At 42.9% G+C, this 20599-nt stretch carries 17 protein-coding genes and 6 pseudogenes; 18 read left to right on the forward strand and 5 right to left on the reverse strand.

Annotated features, from left to right (window positions below; translation table 11 throughout):
• Window positions 1-8 precede the first annotated feature (8 nt).
• Window positions 9-902 carry an ABC transporter substrate-binding protein gene (locus JCM10519_RS18650; protein WP_347844725.1) on the reverse strand — a complete coding sequence of 298 codons (894 nt, stop codon included), beginning with the start codon at window positions 900-902 and terminating at the stop codon, window positions 9-11.
• A 380-nt stretch (window positions 903-1282) separates the two neighbouring features.
• Here JCM10519_RS18650 and nirJ2 point away from each other — a divergent pair.
• From nirJ2 to JCM10519_RS18720, 16 genes and pseudogenes are all read left to right on the forward strand, one after another.
• Window positions 1283-2296, forward strand: a pseudogene (gene nirJ2, locus JCM10519_RS18655) (putative heme d1 biosynthesis radical SAM protein NirJ2).
• A complete protein-coding gene (locus JCM10519_RS18660) occupies window positions 2293-2616 on the forward strand; it encodes a hypothetical protein (protein ID WP_054741047.1) in 324 nt (107 codons plus the stop codon). Before nirJ2 ends, JCM10519_RS18660 begins: the two are co-directional and overlap by 4 nt.
• 23 nt (window positions 2617-2639) lie before the next feature.
• Window positions 2640-3239 (forward strand): ABC transporter substrate-binding protein, encoded by a 600-nt coding sequence (locus tag JCM10519_RS18665; RefSeq protein WP_347844726.1) that lies wholly within the window; start codon window positions 2640-2642, stop codon window positions 3237-3239.
• Between the two features lie 162 nt (window positions 3240-3401).
• Window positions 3402-4072: pseudogene (locus JCM10519_RS18675) on the forward strand (iron ABC transporter permease).
• A gap of 139 nt (window positions 4073-4211) precedes the next feature.
• A complete protein-coding gene (locus JCM10519_RS18680) occupies window positions 4212-4988 on the forward strand; it encodes an ATP-binding cassette domain-containing protein (RefSeq protein WP_054741055.1) in 777 nt (258 codons plus the stop codon).
• 1253 nt (window positions 4989-6241) lie between these two features.
• Window positions 6242-7247, forward strand: a pseudogene (locus tag JCM10519_RS31755) (sigma 54-interacting transcriptional regulator).
• Between the two features lie 259 nt (window positions 7248-7506).
• Complete coding sequence (locus JCM10519_RS31760; RefSeq protein ID WP_347844727.1) at window positions 7507-8223, forward strand: aminotransferase class I/II-fold pyridoxal phosphate-dependent enzyme; 717 nt, start codon at window positions 7507-7509, stop codon at window positions 8221-8223.
• Window positions 8162-8650 (forward strand): aminotransferase class I/II-fold pyridoxal phosphate-dependent enzyme, encoded by a 489-nt coding sequence (locus JCM10519_RS31765; protein ID WP_347844728.1) that lies wholly within the window; start codon window positions 8162-8164, stop codon window positions 8648-8650. The genes JCM10519_RS31760 and JCM10519_RS31765 overlap by 62 nt, the downstream gene beginning before the upstream one ends.
• 98 nt (window positions 8651-8748) lie before the next feature.
• Window positions 8749-10002, forward strand: a pseudogene (locus JCM10519_RS18695) (dicarboxylate/amino acid:cation symporter).
• A 36-nt stretch (window positions 10003-10038) separates the two neighbouring features.
• A complete protein-coding gene (locus tag JCM10519_RS18700) occupies window positions 10039-10296 on the forward strand; it encodes a hypothetical protein (RefSeq protein WP_054741057.1) in 258 nt (85 codons plus the stop codon).
• A 150-nt stretch (window positions 10297-10446) separates the two neighbouring features.
• Window positions 10447-11764: pseudogene (locus JCM10519_RS18705) on the forward strand (L-serine ammonia-lyase, iron-sulfur-dependent, subunit alpha).
• 118 nt (window positions 11765-11882) lie between these two features.
• Complete coding sequence (locus tag JCM10519_RS31770; protein ID WP_347844729.1) at window positions 11883-12269, forward strand: pyridoxal-phosphate dependent enzyme; 387 nt, start codon at window positions 11883-11885, stop codon at window positions 12267-12269.
• On the forward strand, window positions 12251-12913 hold the full coding sequence (locus tag JCM10519_RS31775) for a pyridoxal-phosphate dependent enzyme (protein ID WP_347844730.1): 663 nt from the start codon (window positions 12251-12253) through the stop codon (window positions 12911-12913). The genes JCM10519_RS31770 and JCM10519_RS31775 overlap by 19 nt, the downstream gene beginning before the upstream one ends.
• A gap of 222 nt (window positions 12914-13135) precedes the next feature.
• Window positions 13136-13672, forward strand: a complete 537-nt coding sequence (locus tag JCM10519_RS18715; protein WP_054741059.1) for a hypothetical protein — start codon at window positions 13136-13138, stop codon at window positions 13670-13672.
• A pseudogene (locus JCM10519_RS31780) lies at window positions 13659-13902 on the forward strand (RNA polymerase sigma-54 factor); the annotation flags it as partial. The gene JCM10519_RS18715 and the pseudogene JCM10519_RS31780, both read left to right, overlap by 14 nt.
• A 69-nt stretch (window positions 13903-13971) precedes the next feature.
• On the forward strand, window positions 13972-14505 hold the full coding sequence (locus JCM10519_RS18720; RefSeq protein ID WP_347844752.1) for a hypothetical protein: 534 nt from the start codon (window positions 13972-13974) through the stop codon (window positions 14503-14505).
• Between the two features lie 9 nt (window positions 14506-14514).
• Here JCM10519_RS18720 and JCM10519_RS18725 read toward each other — a convergent pair whose 3' ends face one another.
• Both JCM10519_RS18725 and JCM10519_RS18730 read right to left on the reverse strand, forming a co-directional pair.
• A complete protein-coding gene (locus JCM10519_RS18725) occupies window positions 14515-14934 on the reverse strand; it encodes a pyridoxamine 5'-phosphate oxidase family protein (RefSeq protein WP_347844731.1) in 420 nt (139 codons plus the stop codon).
• An 85-nt stretch (window positions 14935-15019) separates the two neighbouring features.
• Window positions 15020-15379, reverse strand: coding sequence for a winged helix-turn-helix transcriptional regulator (locus JCM10519_RS18730; protein WP_054741063.1), 360 nt, complete (start codon window positions 15377-15379; stop codon window positions 15020-15022).
• A gap of 609 nt (window positions 15380-15988) precedes the next feature.
• Between JCM10519_RS18730 and JCM10519_RS18740 the strand changes: the two genes are divergently transcribed.
• On the forward strand, window positions 15989-17176 hold the full coding sequence (locus JCM10519_RS18740; protein ID WP_054741110.1) for a phosphopentomutase: 1188 nt from the start codon (window positions 15989-15991) through the stop codon (window positions 17174-17176).
• 111 nt (window positions 17177-17287) lie between these two features.
• On the opposite strand, the gene JCM10519_RS18745 is transcribed toward JCM10519_RS18740, so the two are convergent.
• Window positions 17288-17842, reverse strand: coding sequence for a hypothetical protein (locus JCM10519_RS18745; RefSeq protein WP_054741067.1), 555 nt, complete (start codon window positions 17840-17842; stop codon window positions 17288-17290).
• A complete protein-coding gene (locus JCM10519_RS18750) occupies window positions 17827-18837 on the reverse strand; it encodes a helix-turn-helix domain-containing protein (protein ID WP_054741069.1) in 1011 nt (336 codons plus the stop codon). Before JCM10519_RS18750 ends, JCM10519_RS18745 begins: the two co-directional genes overlap by 16 nt.
• Before the next feature lie 181 nt (window positions 18838-19018).
• Here JCM10519_RS18750 and JCM10519_RS18755 point away from each other — a divergent pair, with 181 nt between their 5' ends.
• Complete coding sequence (locus tag JCM10519_RS18755; RefSeq protein ID WP_054741071.1) at window positions 19019-20593, forward strand: PTS transporter subunit EIIC; 1575 nt, start codon at window positions 19019-19021, stop codon at window positions 20591-20593.
• The last annotated feature ends 6 nt before the right edge of the window (window positions 20594-20599 follow it).

Consider the following 20599-nt stretch of genomic DNA (forward strand, 5'->3'; position numbering starts at 1 on the left):
CAGGAACCTTATTTCCTTCCTTTGAAATATGGGATTTTACCATCTGGGCCGGATGCATGCTGCGCAAAAGAGCTTTTCCCATTTTTTTCAATGCCCTCATCTCCGTAATACCGGTGGATGTGCAGCAAAAATGCGTTGAACATGTCCAAGTCCTTCATAGGCATGCTGACGCTGTTTTCAAATTCCGGTTTCATTAAATCCGCCCAGCTTTCAGGAAAAGGACGGTCTCCTAAAACAGCGGTATTTACCATTATAACCGCCGGAACAATGCCGATGATGGCATATTGGTTCTTTGGGTCCTTTAAGGAAATGGCTTCATTGTTAAAATCAGGATTTATCTGCTCAATATCTGAAATATCTTCAAATGTACCGGAATCCCGGTAGCGTCCCATAAGGCTTTTATCAAAGAACAAGTCAAAGCCGGCCGAAAGATAAAGATCTGATAAGGCATCTGCATTGCCGTCTGCGGCGATGATCCGTTCCTTTACATCATCCAGTCCCAGGTTGGCGGATTTTAAATTGTAGTCTACCTTATAGTCCATGGAATCCTTTTGGGAAGCCATCCAGGCTTCAAATTTTTCCAGAAGGGGAAGACGGATGGGGCAGGGGAGTACGCCTTCTATGCGGATATCGCCTCCTTCTTCCTTTCTCGTAGGTGCAAGCCCGGAAGTGAGGTCCGGGAGATTTTGCTTAATGGTTTCTTCCAGCTTTTCCATGAAAAGCTCCTGATTGAGCTTTCGCATGGATAAAGCCATTTCCAGAGTGACCGTCTTTCCAAGGGTGTTTCGCATGATTGGATTGTTTAATTGTTCAAAACCATTTGTAACAAACAGTCCGATTGTTTCAGGGTATTTTTCAGTGATATCGTAAATGGTGTCCGTAGCTTTTATATAATGTTCCATTTTTTGTCCTTTCTATATGTGATAAAGTCTGGGTTATTCGATATATATATCATAGCATGTGATTTCCTGTTTGGTTGTTGTAATTACAACGCATATGGGATTGTAATTGATAATATTTATTAGATTGTGTAAAATTATGCCTGTTTTCCTTGAAAGGTTAAAAAAATCATCTGTATTTCTGCAGGTTTTACAGCTGGAATGTTGGAATTTATGATGGATACAGATTCCCAGAAGCTGTTTTATCAATTAATTATAGAAGGTACTGGAAAGATCGTTTTTTTATAATGCCGATAAAAAAAATCAAAAATTTATGGAATGAAAAAGGGCTGATGCAATTAAGATGAATTAAATGGTTTAAGTATAGTACAAGGAGAAGGCATATGATTGTTTCATGGATGACAACAAACCAGTGTAATCTTAAATGCAGGCATTGTTACCAGGATGCCGGCAGTAAAAAAAGCGGATGAATTAACAACGGAGGAAGCCAAAAAGCTGATCGATGAAATAGCCGGGGCTGGTTTTCGCATTATGATATTCAGCGGAGGAGAACCGCTGATGCGCCCGGATATTTATACTCTGGTATCCTACGCGGCCGGTGCGGGCCTTCGGCCTGTTTTTGGCACCAATGGAATGCTGATTACGGAAGCGGCGGCTAAAAAGCTGAAGAAGTGCGGAGCAGCAGTTATGGGGATCAGCCTTGACAGTCTGGATGAACAAAAGCATAACAGGTTCAGGGGAGATGAGAATGCATACCGGCTGACCTTAGAAGGGATCGGGAATTGTAAAAAAGCCGGCCTGCCCTTTCAGATACATACGACGGTCATGGACTGGAACCAGGAAGAGGTGGAAGATATCATTGATTTCAGCGTGAAATCAGGTGCTGCAGCCAATTACCTGTTTTTCCTGATTCCGGTTGGCAGAGGGAGATATCTGGAAGAAACTTCGCTGAAAGTCATGGAGTATGAAAGGCTTCTTAAGACCATTATGAAGAAGCAGAAGGAGGTTCCCATTGATATAAAGCCTACCTGCGCCCCTCAATTTACCAGAGTGGCAAAGGAATTGGAGGTGGATACCCGCTTTACCAGAGGATGTCTGGCCGGGCTATCCTATTGCGTGGTAAGCCCCGTTGGAAAGGTCCGTCCCTGTGCCTATATGATTGAGGAAGCAGGAGATATCCGCAAAGAGCCCTTTGATGAGATATGGAAAAACAGCAGCCTGTTTAAAACCCTGCGCACCCGGGATTACAAGGGGACATGCCGTGACTGCAAATACGGGAAAGAGTGCGGAGGCTGCCGCGCCCGGCAGGATACTATAATGACGGTGATTATATGGCGGAAGACAGCTATTGCGCTTACGGAAAACAATTATGCAAAGAAGGTGCCTTGATAAATTGAAGAAAATAACCATGGTTTATGCAGTGATACTTTTTGTGATAGTAAATATGCTTGCCGGATGCGGCGGCAGGACTGGGAAACCGGTTGATGTGATACCGGAGGGGTACTGCTTTACCGATGCCCTCGGCCAGGAGGTGTCGGTGAGGAATCCGGAGCGTGTGGTGGCTTTAATGGGGAGCTTTGCAGAGGTCTGGCAGGCAGCCGGAGGCAGGCTTTCCGGTGTTACGGACGATGCATTTGATGAAAGAGGGCTGGAACTTTCGGAAAAAACTGTTTCTGTAGGGAAATATAACAGTCCCAATGTAGAAAAAAAATCATAGCTTTAAATCCGGATCTGGTTCTATTGTCATCAGAAACCAAGGAGCATACAGCGCTCAAGGAGGTTTTGAAACAGGCGGGCATTACGGCTGCTTATTTTAAAGTGACATATTTTGAAGACTATTTGTCCATGCTTAAAACCTGTACGGAAATAACCGGGAGAAAAGAGATGTATCAGAAAAAAGGTTTGGATATAAAAACAGAGATTGAGGAAATCCTTTCCGGCACAAAGAATCAGGAGCCGCCTTCTGTTTTACTTCTCATTACCTACTCCGGCGGAGCGGTGGCACAGAATTCCAGGACCATGACAGGAAAAATGTTAAATGACCTGGGCTGTAAAAATATAGCCGATGAGAATCAGAGCCTGTTAAAAGAGTTCAGCATGGAAAGCATTGTAAAAGAAGACCCGGATTATATTTTTGTGATCCCCATGGGAAATGACGATGCACTTGCAAAGAAAAATCTAGAAGAAAGCGTTGAAAAAAATCCGGCATGGAATGGCCTTGCAGCCGTTAAAAATAACCGGTACATTCTTCTGCCAAAGGAAAAGTTCCTTTATAAGCCCAATGAAAAATGGGGAGAAAGCTATCAATACCTTTCGGAGATTCTTTATGGAAAGAAATAAAAAGGCGCGGCTGTTTATCCTTTTGTCGGCTGCAGGACTTGTGGTTTCAATTTTGTTGGGATTGTGCCTTGGAACCAGTAATATCAGGCCGTCTGATCTCATTGCAACCCTGACCGCTGGGGAGGCTGATGATTTTTATACCGGATCCTCCTTACGATCCGTCTGCCGAGAGTTACAGCCGCCCTTCTTGCAGGAAGCGCCCTTTCGGTATCCGGTGCGATCATTCAGTCCGTGTTAAACAATCCTCTGGCAAGTCCAAATATCATAGGAGTAAATGCAGGAGCAGGGCTTTTTGTTCTGCTGGCATCTGCATTTCTGCCGCCAGACCCGCTTTTCCTGCCTTTATCGGCATTTTCCGGTGCCCTCCTTGCCTGTATGCTGGTTCTTGCCATTACCATGACCGGCAGATTGTCAAGAGTCCTTCTGGTTTTAACAGGCTTTGCAGTCAACAGTATTTTCAGTGCGGGAATGAATACGGTTATGATTTTATACCCGGATGCTTATCTAGGTGCGGGAAATTTTCTGGTGGGAGGGCTATCCTCTGTTACTTCAAATGTTCTTGTCTATCCTTCGGCTTTTATTATTGCAGGCTTTGTTCTGGCGATGCTCTGTTCCAGGGGTCTTAATATTTTAAATCTTGGCGGGGACAGCGCAAAAGCCTGGGCATGAATGTAAATGCCTGCCGGTGCGCCTGCCTGGCCATTGCAGCCATCCTTGCCGGTGCGGCCGTCAGCTTTGCCGGTATGATCGGCTTTGTAGGCCTTCTGGTTCCCCATGGGGTTAAATTAATGATCGGCCAGGACAACCGGTTCGTCCTCCCTGCCAGCGCCTGACAGGGGGATGTTCGTTATTTTATGTGATTTGCTGGCAAGGACTTTATTTCTGCCTTATGAGCTGCCAGTTGGTATTTTGATGTCCTTTATGGGAGGGCCGTTTTTTTCTTTATCTGATTCTTAAAAAGAGGCGGAAGGAATGATGGAAATTATGATCAGACTTGAGGATGTGACTTATTCTTATAACAGGCAGCCGCTGATCCGTGAGATGGACTTGAATTTTGAAAAAGGAAAGATAACCACCATCGTCGGACCCAATGGCTGCGGAAAAAGCACGGTGCTAAAGCTGGCTTCCCGGCTTTTGCAGCCGGATAAGGGGAAGGTATTTTTAGAGAATAAAGAGATCAGAGGCATGAAACGGAAGGAATTTGCCAGGAACGTATCCGTGCTGCTTCAAGGCAGCCACATCCCGGATATGGCAGTGGAAGATGCGGTGATGTCGGGAAGATTTCCCCATCAGTCCCCGGTCAGCTTCTCTTCTGCAGAGGATAAGTGGCTGGCGGAATATGCCATGAAAATGACATGCTGTGAGTCTCTTCGAAACAAAAATGTGCGCCAGCTTTCAGGGGGAGAGCGTCAGCGTGTATTTCTTGCCATGGTACTGGCTCAGGATACGCCGGTCATTTTTCTGGATGAACCGACAACCTATCTTGATATTAATGTTTCCTATGAAATTATGGAGCTTATCAGCAGCTTAAACAGGAAGCTTGGAAAGACCATTGTTCTGGTTTTGCATGATCTCAATCTGGCTCTTAATTATTCAGACCGGCTGGCTGTGATGGAAAAGGGAAAGGTGGCCGCTTATGAGGAGGCCTCCGATCACAGGGTTCATAGCTGTATCAGTGATATCTTTAAGGTAGATATCCGGCGGCTGACGGAAAAGGGGAAGTCTTATTATTATTGCTTTAAATTATAACCTATAAAAAGCGGGTCTGAAAAGCCGGCCGCAGATTCAATGACTATCTGTTTCAGACGGAAATGATCTGCAGGTATATCTTTACCTGCTTTTTTGCTATGTTATACTAGAGGTAACTGAAGTAAGAGAAGCGTGGAATGATGTTGGAGGTTTATATTGTTACAGGAAGGTAAAGCATGAAAAAGAGAATTGCGGTTATTGCATTAGACCCATTTGCGGGAAAAGCATATGCCGGACAGGTTCGGTCGGTATTTGGGGAACGAGTTGTTGTACGAAACTACAGCATGATGGATGGAACGGCAGCTAATATGGAACCCAGCGATTTGTATATGGGTTCAACGGATGCTTTTGATGCCATGGGGGATCCGGACCGGTATATTCCGGCTGATGCACAGCGGATGGAAATTCAGGTTACGTATTTCAAGGAAGCAGTGCGCCGTTTGGTAGAGATTCCAAAGGGAACGAAGGTTATTTTCGTTAATATCACCGAGGTAATGGCAAGAGAAGCAGTGACACAGCTGGAACAGCTTGGGATTACCCATTTAAAGTTTATACTCTATGCACCGGGAAGCAAGCTGACTGATATGGCAGAGATTGCTGTTACTCCCGATGAAGAGCGTTATGTGCCAGGTGGAATTCCCACAATTATAAATCTGGGACAGAGAACCTGCTCTGCCGATACCATGATTGAAGCCGCGTTCAGGCTGGGGTTTGACGATTTGCTGGAAGAAGCTGAGTTTAAACAGTATCAGGAGTCGGTGTGCACCAATACCTATTATTTTGATCAGATGTTTAACCGTTCCAGAAGGTTGGAAAGTCAGTTTGATATTCTTATGGAAGTACTTGATCAGGGCGTAATCGCGGTAAATGAACATGGAGAAATCTATGCAATCAACAAAAATGCTGTGGACATCACCTGTGTTCCTGAAAATCACAGTCTTTTAACCATGGGGGAAGAAGTATTTCCCTATATACCATTCCGGAAATGCCTGGAGGAGAAAAAGGAGACAAATCCGCAAGTTGTGAGAGTTGCAGGTAATCTGGTAAGCCTTTACGTGCGTCCGGTGTTAAGGCGGGAGACTTGTGTTGGTGCATTTGCCATTTTACAGAAATTTAATGACATGGAGCGCCGTCAAAATGAGCTGCGGGTTCAATTGATGAAAAAGGGCCAGGGGCATAGGGCCAAATATTGTTTTGATGATGTAATTGGAGAGTCAGAGCCCATATTAAAGACGAAATTTATTTTAAATAAAATGGCGTGCACAGAATCTCCGGTCTTGCTAATCGGGGAAACTGGAACCGGTAAGGAGCTGTTTGCACATTCGGTTCATAATGCGTCAAAGCGCAGGGATCAGCTTTGTGGCAATCAACTGTGCAGCCATGCCGGAAAATTTATTGGAGAGTGAGCTGTTTGGTTATGAAGAAGGTGCCTTTACCGGCGCAAAAAAGGGAGGCCGTCCGGGATTATTTGAATTCGCCCATCAGGGGACTCTGTTCTTAGACGAAGTGGAGGGCATGAGTCCGGCGCTGCAGGTAAAGCTGCTGCGCGTTTTGCAGGAACGTGAGATCATGCGGGTCGGCGGAAATCAAATCATTCATGTTGATGTGCGGATTGTTGCCGCAACCAATGAAGAGCTTGAGGAAAAAGTAGCGGAAGGCACATTCCGCCAGGATCTTTATTACAGACTGAATGCCTTGCCGGTGCTGATTCCGCCGCTTCGGAAGAGAGAGGAAGATGTATTCTTAATTCTGGAAAGTTTTCGAAAGGAACTTGGGGGAAATTTCCGGTTAAGTGATGATATCAAAGCGCTGTTTCGTAAATACCAGTGGCCGGGGAATATACGGGAACTGCGTAATGTCGTAGATTATCTGTGTTTTACTGGCCATACCGTAATAACAATTGATGATTTGCCTCCGGTTTTCCGAATAAGCAAATATAGAGAAGAGGCCAATGGAATAAAAGGTGCTGAGCGGAATATCTATGCCGCAGATAAGCCGCCTCAGTACCAAAACACATCCCATATGCCAACCGAACAGGAGCGGGTGATTCTGGAAATTCTTTACGATGCAGAACGTACAGGACAATCCATTGGACGGGATAAAATCCTGTTGGAGGCACAGATGCGCAGGATAAAGTTAACTCAGCCTCAGGTGCGTAAAATATTAGGCAGATTAGAGGAAATGGGCTACGTAATTGTTTCAAGAGGCAGAGGCGGAAGCAGCATTACCAAAAAAGGAGTCGATTGGATAACGAATTAATAGGCTAAGAAAATCCGGTACACGACCATATAGCAATGGATTAACAAACCATTAACAACCTATTTATAACCAATTAACGACCAAAAAGAAAAGTTTTTCATTTCCCGTCAAAATTCTACAAGATGTAACAAAAGGATAAACGTAGAAAAGGCAGCATTTGCAGGCTTTTTCTACGTTTTTATTTATATTTTTCCTTATTGATAAAAAGTTGGCACGTGTATTGCTCTATATAAAAGTATAAAACTGAAAGGAGTTATATATGAAGTATAATTTTGACATCGTAGTTGACCGGAACAATAACCGCGCAGGAAAATACGATGAAAGGCAGAAAAAGTTTGGCACAACGGATGTTATTCCGCTTTGGATCGCAGATATGGATTTCCAGACTGCACAGCCAATCATTAATGCATGCGTGGAAAAAGCAATGGAAGGGATATGGGGATATACTTGCCGGCCTGACTCCTATTTTGATGCTATACTTGGCTGGCAGTACCGCAGGCATGGCTGGAAGATTGACAAGGAAAAAGTAAGCTGGAGCCTGGGAGTTGTACCGGCACTGTCTTCCATTGTCAAGGTGTTTACCAAGGAAGGGGACTCCATTATGATTCAGACTCCTGTGTATTCTGAATTCTATGATGTTACAGAAGCATGGGAAAGAAAGGTGGTTGAAAACCAGCTGGTTGAAGAGGATGGAAAATGGACAGTTGATTTTGCAGATTTCGAGAAGAAAGCAAAAGATCCGAAGGTAAAAATCTTTCTTTTATGCAATCCTCATAATCCTCTTGGGATTGTCTGGACAAAAGAACAGCTTCAGAAGATGTTTGAAATTTGTTATGCCAATGATGTGCTGATGGTTTCTGATGAAATACATTCTGATCTGGTGTTTCATGGCAAAAAAACATACTCCAACAGCTATGATATCAGAAAAGGCAAAGGATCATGTCATAAGCTGCATTTCAGGTACCAAGACATTTAATCTTGCAGGATTACAGGCATCAACCACTGTTTTTCCCAGCTTGGAAATGAAGGCTGCTTTTGATAAGTTCTGGATGAATTTAGACATTCACAGGAATAATGCATTTAGCTCAGTTGCTATGGAAGCGGCATTTAATGAGGGGGAAGAGTGGTTAGAGCAGTTGCTTCCATATATTTCTGAAAACTTTGATTTTATCAAGGATTATTGTGAGAAGTACATTCCAAAAATCAAACCTAATGTACCGGATGCTACTTATCTGGTATGGCTGGATTGCCGGGAATTGGGAATGAATAATGAAAGATTAAGAAAATTTATGATTGAAGAAGCAAAGCTGGGATTAAATGAAGGCTATACCTTTGGCCGCAGTCTTTCCGGTTATATGAGACTCAATGCAGCATGTCCGCGAAGCTGCTTGCAAAAGCCATGAAACAGCTGGAGGATGCAGTAAATAGTCTGTGAGATAAATACTTATAAAAGTCACTTAAATTCAAAATTTTGGGGTGAAAAGGAGAAGTGTACTTATGAATAAAAAAAGATATCTGGAAAAGCTATCGGTTCCCGATCCTGTTGGTATTGGGTATCCTGATCGGATCAGGTTTTGGCCTGATTGCAGGAGAGAAGGCTATAATTGTTAAGCCGCTTGGCGATATTTTCCTTAACTTAATGTTCACAATCGTTGTGCCAATGGTCATGGTTTCTATCTCCAGTGCTGTCGGAAGCATGGTAAATATGAAACGTCTTGGAAGTATTTTAGTAAATCTTATTGTTGTTTTTATCGGAACCGGTGCTGTCGCAGCTGTACTTGTCCTGTTTGCAGTGAATATTTTCCCGCCTGCAGCAAGTACCTCAATTGCTATGGGTTCGGCGGAAGTTGGAGAAGCGACTGCTGTTGGTGACATGATTGTGGGAGCTCTTACTGTTTCTGACTTTCCCGATCTTTTAAGCCGCCAGAACATGCTTCCATTGATTATTTTTTTTCTGTCATGTTCGGATTCTGTGTCAGTGCATGCGGCGGTGACGAAAGCCCTGTTGGTAAAATGCTTATAAACTTAAATGATGTTATCATGAAAATGGTTAATTTAATCATGAAGTTTGCTCCCATTGGTCTGGGTGCATATTTTGCCAACTTAATAGGTGAGTTCGGACCAAGCCTGATTGGCGATTACGGCCGTTCCATGATCTTGTATTATCCGCTCTGTTTGATTTATGTGGTAATATTCTTTCCATTGTATTCCTATATGGCAGGTGGAAAAGAAGCGGTCCGCCGTATGATGAAATTTGTACCCACTCCTGCACTGACGGCTTTTGCAACCCAAAGCTCAATGGCTGCTCTGCCGGTAAACTTAGATGCCTGCGACAAAATGGGAGTTCCAAAAGATATTAGGGAAATTGTACTTCCAATGGGAGCAACCATGCATATGGATGGTTCGGTATTATCTTCGATTGTTAAAATTGCATTTTTGTTTGGAGTGTTTCATCAGCTTTACAGGCGTTGGAACTTATGCCATGTCAATTGTTGTAGCTATTTTGTCTGCATTTGTATTATCCGGAGCACCGGGCGGCGGCCTGGTAGGTGAAATGCTGATTGTGGGTCTTTTTGGATTTCCGCCAGAGGCATTTCCTTTAATCGCAACCTTAGGTTTTCTGTTTGACCCTGCAGCTACCTGCTTAAATTCTTCTGGTGATGCGATTGCTTCCATGATGGTAGCCAGAATGGTGGAAGGGAAAGAATGGATCAATAATCACTTAAAAGGCAACAACAAAGAATTAGCTGAATAAACAGATATCACTGCATAAGAGAAAGGAAGAATAACTATGAAAATAACAATTATTGGAAGCCACTTATGTCCAGACACACTGTATGCACTGCATAAGCTGATTGATAAGAAAGCCAGCGTGGATTTTAAAAATTTATCAGCAGATTTAAAGGATTTAAAAGCATATCTTGCTGCCCGTGAAACAGAACCGGCATATGAAGCGGTTAAAAGAAACGGTGGGATTGGAATTCCATTCTTTATACTTGAAGACGGGACCAAAACCTTGGATCTGGATGAGGTATTAGGAAAACTGTAATATCCATAAGGAGTGCGCAGGTTCTGAATTAAAAAAGCGGGGATATATAAGAACATTAGATTTCATAATCTGATGCTGCCAATAATCCTCCACAAATCCCCGCTTTTTAAATAACAGATATCAAACCGGAAGTCTGAGGTAATGGGGAGAATTGATATGGATACGAAAGATTTACGTTATACAACTTATGTGAAGATTTTAACAGAAGAGTTGGTGCCGGCGATGGGCTGTACGGAACCGATTGCCTTAGGATATGGTGCGGCAAAAGCGAGAGAAGTGCTTGGCAGTCTGCCCGATAAAGTAGAAGTAAATGTAAGCTATAATATTATTAAAAATGTAAAGAGCGTTGTAGTGCCCAATACGGATGGCATGAAAGGAATTGAGGCAGCAGTAGCAGCAGGAATCGTTGCTGGTGACGCATCCAAGATTCTGGAGGTCATTTCGGTAGTCAGCAGCGAGAAAAAGTCAGAGATAAGAGACTATATTAAAAAAATGTGCCGATAACTGTAAAAGCCATTGACGGAGAACTGACATTTGACATTGTACTCATTTTATTTAAAGGGAATGAGTATGTAAAACTGAGAATTGCCCAATATCATACAAACATCATATTGATCGAGAAAAATGGAGAAATATTATTTGATTTGGAAGCCAGCAGTGAACCGGGCAGCGGAAATGCCATGGAAAAGACTGAAGAGGTGGGCCTCACAGATAAAAGCCTGTTAAACTTAAAAGATATCATCGAATTTGCAGATACTTTGCAGGTTGATGATGTAAAAGACATTTTAGATCCTCAAATTGAGTACAACATGGCGATTGCTGAAGAGGGTTTAACGAATAATTATGGTGCAAACATTGGAAGCACCTGGATGGCCTCTTACGGAAAGGATGTCCGTAACCGCGCAATTGCCAAGGCAGCGGCCGGCAGTGATGCCAGAATGAGCGGATGTGAACTTCCGGTAATTATTAACTCCGGCAGCGGAAATCAGGGGATCACGGTTTCAGTGCCTGTCATTGAGTATGCAAATGATCTGGGTGTAACAAAGGATAAATTATATCGTGCTCTTGCCCTGGCAAACCTGGTATCCATTCATGAAAAGACTGGAATTGGCCGTTTATCAGCTTACTGCGGCGCTGTCAGTGCCGGATGTGCTGCCGCGTGCGGTATCGCCTATTTATTAGGCGGCGGATATGAGGAGATAGCACATACTCTTGTTAATTCTGTTGTAATTACCTCCGGCATGATCTGTGACGGGGCTAAGCCTTCCTGTGCAGGGAAAATAGCCACCAGTGTTATGGCAGGCTTTTAGGCCATGACATGTTTAAAAATGGTGAGCAGCAGTTCCGCTGTGGCGAAGGAATTATTAACCGTGATGTTGAAGAAACCATACGTAATGTGGGACGGCTTGGTAAGGATGGAATGCGTGAAACGGACCGTGAAATTGTAAAGATAATGATTGGTGAGTAATCATAAAGAATAGATAATTTTTTAGAATATATACAGCCAGGGGCACATGTAATATACATGAGCCCGATATTGGCTGGTATTGGTGTATTATTAACAGCATCTATAAGGAGGCATTATTATGGTTTTAGGTCAGGAGAAAGTCTCATTTTTGAATTTACCCACTCCCTTGGAGTATCTTAAAAATATCTCAGAAGAGTTAGGAATCCAATTGTATCTTAAACGTGATGATATGACTGGTCTGGGAATGGGAGGCAATAAGCTTAGAAAGCTGGAATATATTTTAAAGGAGGCGCAGGACAAAGGGGCAACCATGCTTGTTACTGAGGGCGGAGTTCAAACAAATCATGGCCGGTTAACAGCTGCCGTGGCAGCTAAATACAATATGAGATGTGCGATTGTTGCAATAGGAGATTATCCGGGAGAATTGTCGGCCAACTTACTGCTTGACCGGTTAATGGGGGCTGAAGTGATCATAAAAAAAGGAGGATGGCCGTCCGTCTCCTGAGCAGTATAAGGAGTTGGTTAAGGATACAATCAAAAAAATATGAGGCTCAGGGAGAAACCGTTTATTACATACCCCTTGGCGGTTCCGATGATGTTGGCATTCTGGGATACTATGAATGCGCGGTCGAGGTTACAAAGCAGGCGGCTGCCATGGGAATCGATGATGCACGGGTTATTTCTGCAGTGGGCAGCTTAGGGACCTATATGGGCCTGTATTGCGGATTCCATAATGAAGACTCCAGCTTAAAATTAACAGGTATTGCGATCTCTCCGTTTGATGATCACAAGGAGCATGGCATTGTTGAACTGTTTGACGGCGTAAAAGAAAAATATGGAATGAAAATAAGCGCTGGGCTGAAAGATTTTGATATTGAAAAAGATTATGTGCGGGGCGGATATAATCTTCCTTCAAAAGAGGTAAGGGATGCTGTTTGCCTTATGGCAGGAAAAGAAGCCATCCTGCTTGATCCCTGTTACACTGGAAAATGCTTTGCCGCGATCCTTGATATGGTTAAGGAAGGGAAAATCAAAAAAGGTGAGAAGATCATCATGATTCACACAGGCGGTGCGCCAGGATTATACACAAAGCATCACAGGGTGGAATTTGAAAAGGAATTAATTGATGGGGTTACAATTCTTGAATGAATAAAGTGACATTATAAAAAGTCCTTTGTGCAGAATGTTCTCCGTGAAAAAAATGAGCGGGGCCATATGCAGCTTCGCTCTTTTTGCCTGGACAATGCAGAAAATAATAAAAAAATATTAATGCTGGTATGGATTTTGTTATATAATATAATCGGACGGTATCATATCTGTAATGCAATGAATGTAATTTGATACATCGGGTAAATAAGGAGGGAGGTTGCTATGAAACATAAATTAACGGTTGAACAACGTCAGTTACTGTCTCAAAACCAGATATCTTCTCTGGAATTACTTGCATTATGTAATTGTGAGCTGAACCGGTATATGGAAAATGAATATATGGAAAATCCTTTGCTGGAGCTGACAAATACCGGAGCTGAATCTTATACTCAGGAAGACTATCAAGCGTGGTATCATTCGAATTACTGCAAACCTTTAAAGAATACCGCCGGGTTTTATGAAGAAGGCAGTGAGGGAAGCGAACAGGCCCTTGGCACTTCTAATACGAAAAATATTTATACCTATATTTATGAGCAGCTGGAGTTAGACCGTTACTCAGATAAACAATTAAAGGTTATTGATTTTTTAATTCAGAGCCTTGACAGTAATGGGTTTATAGATTTGGAGATTCCAGAGATTGCCCAGTTGACCGGCGTAGATGAGCGGGTAACTGAAAGCTGTTTATTAGATTTAAAAAAAGCTGGAACCAAAGGGTATTTTTGCAAAAAATCTGGCAGAATGCTTATTGCTTCAGATTGAAACACTGGGACTGGATGATGAAAATCTAAAACACATTATTTCCCATCATTTAACGGACATATCCCAGGGGAGGATAAGTTCAATCACCCGTGCATTGGATATCTCATCGGCACAGGCAAGGAGATATGTTGCTCTTATCAGTACATTAAATCCAAGACCCCTGCAAGTTTGGAGAGAACGAAAAGCAATACATTATTCCGGATGTTATCGTTGCAATGGACCCGGATGGTAAATGGAATATAGAAATCAATGACAATTGGTGCGGAAACTATCAGTTAAACGATTATTATCTCCAGATGATGGCAGAAGTAAAAGAGCAAGAGCTTTTTGAATATTTTAAGAAAAAGTTAGAGCGGGCAAGATTTCTCATTCATGCAGTTGAACAGAGGCGCAAGACCATTATTCAAATAACAAATGCAATACTGGAAGAGCAGGATGAGTTTTTTCGGTATTCAGGCAAACTAAAACCATGTACCATGACACAAATGTCAGAAAAGCTGTCGGTCAGTACCTCGACCATAAGCCGTGCTGTAAAAGACAAATATCTTCAGCATCCCTCAGGCTGTATTCTGATGAAAAACCTGTTTTCTGCATCGGTTCCTGCAGGTGACGGCTGCTTGATTAATTCGGAGGGCGTCAAACAAATAATACGTGAACTGGTGAATGAAGAGAATAAAGAAAAGCCGTATAGTGATTCAAAACTTGCAGAATTACTTAGTAAGAAGGGGTATGGCCTTTCTCGCAGAGTGATCGCCAAATATCGTGAAGAGATGGGGATCCCTGGCAGCTTTGAAAGGAAAATGAAAAATGACATCAACAAAAAAGTCAACTAAATAATGTTTTTAGCTGACTCTTTTTAGCGTTATTTCCTCTGCTTCATTGACAGCTGTCTGAGCGGTGAATTTCAGCACACAATAATCCGGATCCGTAACGCCTTGAGGATAATACAAGGTATCGCCATCCTGCCAGATCATTTCCTTGCTTTCCGGATCTTCTAAGACCTCCATTGTACCTTTTAGCATAACTCCCCGAAAAAACCGTTTGTCGCAAAAGTAGATACATGCTTTTGGGTTACTGCGAAATTGCCTGACACGCATGGAGGATGTATTTGTAGTAAAATAAAAGGTCTTAATCCCCTCACGTTTTCTTGGCGGCAGCATTGCTTTCGTATTGGGGAACCCTTCATCATCCAATGAGCTTATAAAAGAGACTCCCTGCTTGTCAATTAAATTGCTGATGGTTTTCTCTGCATCCCTCATCATTTTAAATTCCTCCTGAATCTGTTTATGGAAAAACTATAGCACAAAAGAAGGGGGCAGTAAATTACTCACATTTTTGTGGGTATGCTCAGTCTATAAAACCGTTTTCCTTTAAAAAGTCAGTCATATTATTTTCCTTCATAATGTCAATGCCTATGCTTTGCATAATTGTAACGGCATCCAATAACCTTTTGCCGCGTTCCGTCAAATAATATTCAACCTTCAGCGGATATCCTTCAAAAGAATGCTTGCCGATCATTCCATAAACCAGCAGCTCTTTAAGCTGTTCAAGAAGCATTTTTTGATTGATGCCTTTAATGTCCTTTTCAAGCTGGGACAAAGACATAGCACCCTTGCCCAGCTGCCATAAAATGATTGGTTTCCATTTGCCTTTTGTAATATCATGTGTCAATTCCAGAGGGCAAGTGTACTCATCGCGTATTTTCATCTCTTCACCTGCTATATATTCATTTATTTGTATCTCGCTGTTTTCTTATTTTCCTGTGCCAAACCTTCCTGCCAAATGATTTGATGAGCAGCGGCTACACAGTTCATACGAATTCCGGTCACTCACAATTACAAACATCTTAATTCTTCCTATGTTTTTTTGTCAACGAAGAAGTCAGCACAAGAGATATTGCAAAAGGAAGGCGAAAAACGATCAAGGAGATTTGTTTGAAAAGTTCATAGAAAACAGAGAAAGAGATTGCAAAAATTCCACAAAATTGTATAATGAAGGTGAAAGATATGTTCAAAAGATCCTATGCCAGGTGCAATGCCGGCGGTATGGGAAATATGACTGAATTTTTAGCAGCAGGGCCTGCAATAGCGTCCTTAGAAGCGTTTTTGTATGGTATGAAGATGATCTGTATCCTAATTTTAAATATCATGAGTCATACAGGGAATGATTGAATAAAATAATAGCAACAGACGAGCTTCCATAATGTCATTAAGATTGCTCCGGGAGCCTGTTTATAAAGGGATCCTGGAAGGTAACTATTTGCGGACTGTATTAAAACTTATGCTGCGATTAACGATTAATGTGCAGGGAGGGAATATGAAACGATTTAAACGTGTTTTTGTAGTTGTAATTGATTCTTTAGGAATAGGTGCTATGGATAATGCCGCCGAGTACGGCGATGAAGGCAGTGATACCCTGGGCCATATTGATGCCACAGTGGATCATCTTAATCTGCCTAATTTAGAAAAGCTTGGTCTGGGGAATCTGCGTTCCTTAAGCCATGTAAAGCCTGTGGCTGAGCCTATGGCGTATTATGGAAAGCTTAATGAAGCCAGTGTTGGAAAAGACACCATGACAGGCCATTGGGAAATGATGGGGCTTTACATTACAAAGCCTTTCCAGACATTTACGGAGACAGGTTTTCCAAAGGAATTGTTAGATGAATTGGAAAAACGCACCGGACACAAGATTGTAGGAAATAAATCCGCCAGCGGTACGGAAATCATGGATGAACTGGGAGAGCATCAGATTGCTACCGGGGACATGATCGTTTACACTTCTGCGGATTCGGTTTTACAAATCTGTGCCAATGAAGATACCTTTGGCTTGCAGGAACTTTACCGCTGCTGTGAGATTGCAAGAGAGCTTACCTTAAAGGATGAATGGAAGGTGGGAAGGGTCATTGCAAGACCTTATGTCGGCATGAAGAAAGGCGAGTTTAAAAGAACTCCAAACCGCCATGATTATGCCTTAAAGCCTTTTGGAACCACTGCTCTCAACATATTAAAGGATGCAGGCCTGGATGTGATCAGTGTAGGCAAAATCTTTGATATTTTCGATGGCGAAGGGCTCACCGAAGGCAATAAATCCCAAAGCAGTGTTCATGGCATGGAACAGACCATAGAGATTGCAAAAAGGGAATTTGACGGGCTGTGCTTTGTGAACCTGGTAGATTTTGACGCCCTGTGGGGACACCGCCGGGATCCAATTGGCTACGGAGCAGAGCTGGAACGGTTCGATGAAAAGCTGGGAGAGCTTTTACCGCTTTTAAAAGAGGATGATCTGCTTCTCATTACGGCGGACCATGGCAATGATCCCACCTTTAAGGGAAGCGACCATACAAAGGAAAAGGTGCCTTTCCTGGCCTATTCGCCCTCTTATGGCCACTGCGGAGAATTAAAGGAACAGAATTCATTTGCAGTGATCGGGGCAACGGTATTGGATAATTTCGGTTTGAATAAAGCTCAGGATATGATTGGAGAGCCAATAGAGGAATTGCTTTAAGATTATTAAAAGCACCGCTTTGTCTATGATGATTTTCATATAATTTATCATAGACAAAGCAGGTGCTTTTTTAGATGCTCTTCATCAGGAAATATGTTTGTTCCATTTTTCCTACACAAAGTAATCTCCGTAATTTTCTTTCAAATAAGCTTCCAGCTCAGGTTCGCTTTTCCCGCCGATTTCCGATACAAAGCTGGTGGTCAGGAAGCGGTGCTTCCGTGTGGAAAAGCCGTTTGCCAGAAGAGTTTTCATATCATTGCTGTCCACAAAGAAATTCATCCGGATGACAGGAAGGCTATGAGCGTGAAGGATATTAAAAATCCGGGATGAGAAACAGAAGATATAGTCATAATCCAGGTCTTTCAGCTTATGGATTTCGTTAATGTTCAGGGTGCCCATCCACTGCAGTTCCACGTATTCCTTTATCTGTTCCAGAAAAAAGCTGACCCGTTCAAAGTTGATGCTGGTCATAACAACGATTTTCTTATACTGGCGGTTTACGGTGCGGTTGCGGAGGATGTGCTTTTGCACCAGCAGGGTCAGGGTGGAAAGGTGTTCATCCATGAAAGAAAAATTATAGGAAGCTTTAAAATACACTTCGTATTTCCCTATGGTATCATATAGGTCTGAAAACTGTTCTTTCGTATTTTCTACGGTCTTGTCCACAAAGGTGCAATGAAAGTGGTCCAGGGTGATTTCCCGGTAGAAATAGCTGTAAAGCTCATTGATGAATTCTTCCTGGATGGTAAAGGGGTTTTTTTTAAATGACTCACCACCTGCTCTGTAAACTGCTCAGTGGTATACCACAGACGCTTGTCAAAGGGGAAATACAGGCTTCGGGAAAAGTTCATCATGCTGAATGCCACATTGTACAGCCTGTTTTCCCGGATATCGTCAACAAAGCGGATATTTAAGGGTGCCAGCGGCAGCCGGTAACAAAAATTCATGGATTCATCAACAGGCCGGATCTCCATGATACAGATAAACAGCAAAAGAAACTTTTTGGAAGGATAGTTTATGGACAGATTGAATTTTGTCAAAAAGAAGTTAAGCCGTTCCACTGCCTGACTGGAGACAGGCTGGAGGTAGGCATTGGCCAGATCATAGCTTTGTTTTTCCAGGGGAGTGTTGGCATAACGGGCTTCGATCCGGTTTTCCGACGTAAACTCCAGCAGGGGATGAAGGATGTCAATGACGAGAAACCGAAGCTGTAATTCATCGCCTTCAATGGTAAGCCCCTTTTTCTTTAAGGTCACAAGGAACAGACCGTGACCGGCCAGGAATTGCCTGAGATGGGCGGTATCCTGTTTTTTTGTGGTCAGGGACAGCCCCCAGTGTTCGTATAAGGAAGAGGCATTGACATAACCGTGGAAAAAAATGGTCACGATCATAATCCGGATCCGTTCGATGTATGAACTGGTATAGTCGGTCATGGTGATCTGCTGGATGAAATCCACAAACTCCTTATAGCTTAATGGGCTTAGGCAGAAGCCCTTTTGTATTTCCACCAGGGGCTTGTGGGAGAAAAGGTTGATCCGCTCAATCGTCCGGCGTATGGATATTTCATCTTTTTGAAACTGCAGGGCAACCTTTGAAAGGGAAATGCGCTGCCTTTTTTGTATAAACCGCAGCAGGCTTAAATCATTGTAGCTTAATCCCATAATACATTCCTCCTGTACTGTTGTGATAATAATGGTTTCATTATAAAATTAAGGGCAACTAAACGCAACAATAAAATGTAAATTTTCTGCCTTGAAGCAACTAATAGAATCTGCCATAATGTACACAGTTCCAAAGGCGCCTTTATAACCACAATGACATAACAAAGGAAGGGAAAAAAATATGAGCAATAAAAAGTCAAGCTGGAAAGACGGCATCCAAACGTTTGGGCGGTCTCTCCTTCTGCCAATCGCGCTTCTGGCCCCTATTGGTATGGTTATGGGTATCTGCAGTGCGTTAGGGCAGTCCTACATGATAGAGAAATTCCCGTTTTTGGGAAACCAGGTACTGAAGCTGTTTTTATCCAGCTTACAGACCATTACAAGTATTATTTTTAACAATATCCCATTGCTGTTTGCCATGGGCGTTGCTCAGGGCATGGCAAAGAATGAAAAAGGAATTGCGGTCTTTTCAGCGGTTGTGGGCTATTTGACGCTGAATGTGGTAATGAGCATTTACCTGAAACAGACGGGAACCCTGGCTGACCCGGAGGTCGCGGCTCAGGTGGGGCAGGGGACGGTTCTTGGCATTCAGACCTTAAAGATTGAGGCGCTGGGGGGCCTGATCGCAGGTTTGGCGGCTGCCAAGGTAGCGGACCGGTTTTACCGGCTGGAGCTTCCTCTTGCCTTTGCCTTCTTTGGAGGGAAGAAATCCATTCCGATCATTACCTTTGCATTGATCATCCCCATCGGACTGATCATTCCGGTGTTCTGGAATCTGCTGACCAATTTCCTTATCAGCATTTCCTTTATCTTTACAACACCGTACATAGGAAACGCCATTTACTATGCGCTGAACCGTGCACTGATTCCTTTTGGATTGCATCATGTTCTCTCCTCAATGGTCCGCTTTACTGAGGCCGGAGGAACCTACATGATTAACGGAACTGAATATGTGGGAATCCTGAATGCCACCAATGAAGTCCTTTTTAACTTGGGGCCCAGCAGCGAATACTGGGGCCAGCTCATGCCCACCCTTACCAGTTACCTGGGAGGTGCCCAGATGCTGACAACCTTATTCCGTGTACCGGCTGTTGGTCTGGCAATGTACCGCACCTCTTATTTGAAAAACAGAAAGATCGCAAAAGGTGTAATCCTTACCTGCTGTCTGACCGCATTTTTAGGTAATATCACAGAGCCGCTGGAATTCTCATTCCTGTTTATTTCACCGCCTTTGTTTATTCTGTACTGCATTATGAGCGGTATTGGTTCGATTCCTTACCAGATGCTTCATATCTCTATTGGCTATATCCGCGGTACGATTTTTGACTTTGGAATTTTTGGACTTTTGTATGAAAATACTCATTGGTTTAACCTTATCCTGTTAGGTATTGGAAACTTTATTGCGTTCTACTTTGTATTCAAATGGTTTATTGTAAAATTCAATTTGGAAACACCGGGACGGGAAGGGTTTGAAATCGAAGAATCAGCAAGCATTCTTTTAAAAGAAAAGAACTGGCCGGCAATCGCTGAAGTTGTTATTAAAGGACTGGGCGGTAAGGACAATATCCTGAGTGTGGAAAACTGTATTTCCCGCCTGCGTGTGGACTTAAAGGACCCGGCAAAGGTAGATCAGATTAAAATTAAGGATTCCGGCTGTGCAGGTATCTTCTTCCCATCAGCGGATCACATTCACGTTGTATTTGGACCTCATGTGGAATTTGTCCGTCATGCGGTAGACGATGCTATGAAAAAATAAGAGGTG

The sequence above is a fragment of the Clostridium sp. NkU-1 genome (genome assembly GCA_001312405.1).

Excerpts from the sequence above, each read along its gene's own strand:
- JCM10519_RS31775 (WP_347844730.1), top strand. The coding sequence starts at position 12,251 with ATGGCCGTCCGTCTCCTGAGCAGTATAAGGAGTTGGTTAAGGATACAA.
- JCM10519_RS31760 (WP_347844727.1), top strand. The coding sequence starts at position 7,507 with ATGAAGTATAATTTTGACATCGTAGTTGACCGGAACAATAACCGCGCA.
- JCM10519_RS18715 (WP_054741059.1), top strand. The coding sequence starts at position 13,136 with ATGAAACATAAATTAACGGTTGAACAACGTCAGTTACTGTCTCAAAAC.
- JCM10519_RS18700 (WP_054741057.1), top strand. The coding sequence starts at position 10,039 with ATGAAAATAACAATTATTGGAAGCCACTTATGTCCAGACACACTGTAT.
- JCM10519_RS31765 (WP_347844728.1), top strand. The coding sequence starts at position 8,162 with ATGATATCAGAAAAGGCAAAGGATCATGTCATAAGCTGCATTTCAGGT.
- JCM10519_RS31770 (WP_347844729.1), top strand. The coding sequence starts at position 11,883 with ATGGTTTTAGGTCAGGAGAAAGTCTCATTTTTGAATTTACCCACTCCC.
- JCM10519_RS18740 (WP_054741110.1), top strand. The coding sequence starts at position 15,989 with ATGAAACGATTTAAACGTGTTTTTGTAGTTGTAATTGATTCTTTAGGA.
- JCM10519_RS18750 (WP_054741069.1), bottom strand. The coding sequence starts at position 18,837 with ATGGGATTAAGCTACAATGATTTAAGCCTGCTGCGGTTTATACAAAAA.
- JCM10519_RS18720 (WP_347844752.1), top strand. The coding sequence starts at position 13,972 with ATGGCAGAAGTAAAAGAGCAAGAGCTTTTTGAATATTTTAAGAAAAAG.
- JCM10519_RS18725 (WP_347844731.1), bottom strand. The coding sequence starts at position 14,934 with ATGATGAGGGATGCAGAGAAAACCATCAGCAATTTAATTGACAAGCAG.
- JCM10519_RS18680 (WP_054741055.1), top strand. The coding sequence starts at position 4,212 with ATGATGGAAATTATGATCAGACTTGAGGATGTGACTTATTCTTATAAC.
- JCM10519_RS18730 (WP_054741063.1), bottom strand. The coding sequence starts at position 15,379 with ATGAAAATACGCGATGAGTACACTTGCCCTCTGGAATTGACACATGAT.
- JCM10519_RS18650 (WP_347844725.1), bottom strand. The coding sequence starts at position 902 with ATGGAACATTATATAAAAGCTACGGACACCATTTACGATATCACTGAA.
- JCM10519_RS18755 (WP_054741071.1), top strand. The coding sequence starts at position 19,019 with ATGAGCAATAAAAAGTCAAGCTGGAAAGACGGCATCCAAACGTTTGGG.